Genomic DNA, 1,796 nt, shown 5'->3' with positions numbered 1-1,796 from the left:
CCCGAAGGGTTATTTGTCAGAATGACAAACCGATTTCGAGCCGGCGAGAACCCATTGTCACACCACGATTTAGGGGGTGTGTATAAATGGGCACTCTCTGTGAAATTTGAAGCTTTGAAATTCCGAATGGCGCACTTATACACTCTGTCGAGTGAGTGCTAAAATGCTGAAGCATTTCCGTCAAGCGTGTGGAGGAATCTTGTAGAGAGATATAGCATAGATACCCGTATCTCTAGAGATATTTTGGTATATCCCTGCTATATCTATGGGGTATCTATGCTATATCTTTGGCTTCAAAAACGGCACCTGTTCTAAGAGCATAGAAACTCAACAGGCACAGCCTGTTTGACACCCTTTTTTTTAGGGTGGCACCGAGTTTCCTTATGCTCTTTTTCTCTGAAGCTAAACCTGTTTTATATGTCGTAGTCTTTTTATTGGGAGTGACCCCTTGCTGTACAATTTCCGGAGGTGCCGATAAGGGACGAATTTTCCCTTGTCGGTTGCCTTTGGGGATTGTAAGGGGTGGAGGCTCGGAATCAAAAGGAAACGAAATATCATTCCGAGTGTGCTTCTTTTTTCTGTTCTTGAATTCTATTATTTCCAATGTTAGAATTATGTTAACAACTTGTTAGGAGTGTGTTTGGATGGAAGAGAAAAAACAAATTGGACCTCGAATTACTGTTGAAACATTTAAAAAGCTAGAGTTATTAGCCGAACATTTTACAAAACACAATGAATTTGGAAGAGTTTCAAAAGATGCTGTAATTGAGTTTGCTATTAAGGAATTGTATAGGGACTATTTGGGAAAAGGACGCTAATTTTTGTTGAAAAACTGACTTCGGATTTGGGGTTCTTTATTATTAACTTGATTTTAATTAAACATTACAGGAAAAATTGAGGGGAAATGGATGGATAAACGCAATGGTGACGCGGTTTTCATAGCTCCAAATGATGTTGTAAAAGTGACCACTATGAATCACGTCATTGAAGTTCAGCATATGGAGAAGATGAACCGGAAAAATAATATCAAAAAATTGGACAAGGATAGGTTTGTAGACCTCTCTACTGGGGAGATCCGGGAGTTCGAGCATTCGGAAAATCGGCAGGAAAATTATAATTCTTTGAGACAAACCTTTAAGAAGCTGCGTTATTTGATAAATAACAATTTTATAGGACGGCCAAATGAATTACATATAACTTTGACATACAAGAAAAATATGACGGACACGAAAAAACTTTATAGTGATTTTCAAAATTTTATCGACAGGTTGCGTTATAAATACAAGAAAGAAAGTTCGATAGATTATTTATCGGTGGTAGAGCCACAAGGACGTGGAGCCTGGCATTGTCATGTTTTAATGCGCTTTAATGATTTGGATAAGATTTATATTAAAAATGCTGAATTAAGGAGTCTATGGGGTTTAGGATTTGTAACAATCAAGTCATTAAAGGATATAGACAACATAGGAGCCTATTTGAGCGCTTATTTGACTGATATAGACCTAGAAGATGTCCAAGACAGGGAAACAGCCTTAAAAGTGGCTTCAGAGGGCTGTGAGGTGCAAACAAAGATCGTAGAAGGTCGGGAAAAGAAATTTTTAAAAGGCGGACGGCTGCACATGTATCCTTCCGGAATGAATATGTATCGAAAATCAAAAGGGATTGTTAAGCCGGAACGGGAAGAAATGAAGTTCGGAGACATAAAAAAAGTAGTGGGTTCGGCAAAACCACACTACGAGAAAAGTTATCATGTCGAAAATGACAATTTTGAAAACACAATTTCGTTTCTCCAGTAT

Annotated in this window: 2 protein-coding genes; both read left to right on the top strand. The window is 38.1% G+C overall.

Annotated elements, in window-relative coordinates; all coding sequences use genetic code 11:
* Positions 1-644: 644 nt before the first annotated feature.
* Entirely contained in the window at positions 645-818 is a 174-nt protein-coding gene (locus ACFV9J_RS40535) for a hypothetical protein (protein ID WP_375839303.1), read from the top strand.
* Positions 819-908: 90 nt separating this feature from the next.
* Positions 909-1,796, top strand: an 888-nt coding sequence (locus tag ACFV9J_RS40530; RefSeq protein WP_380830762.1) for a hypothetical protein, incomplete at its 3' end; no start/stop codon positions are given.

This window comes from Streptomyces sp. NPDC059906 (assembly GCF_042730645.1).
GTDB lineage: Bacteria > Actinomycetota > Actinomycetes > Streptomycetales > Streptomycetaceae > Streptomyces > Streptomyces rubrogriseus.
This window is presented reverse-complemented; position numbering and strand designations above follow the sequence as displayed.

Bases quoted from the DNA above. Each gene is read 5' to 3' on its own strand.
- ACFV9J_RS40535 (WP_375839303.1), top strand. From the start codon at position 645: ATGGAAGAGAAAAAACAAATTGGACCTCGAATTACTGTTGAAACATTT.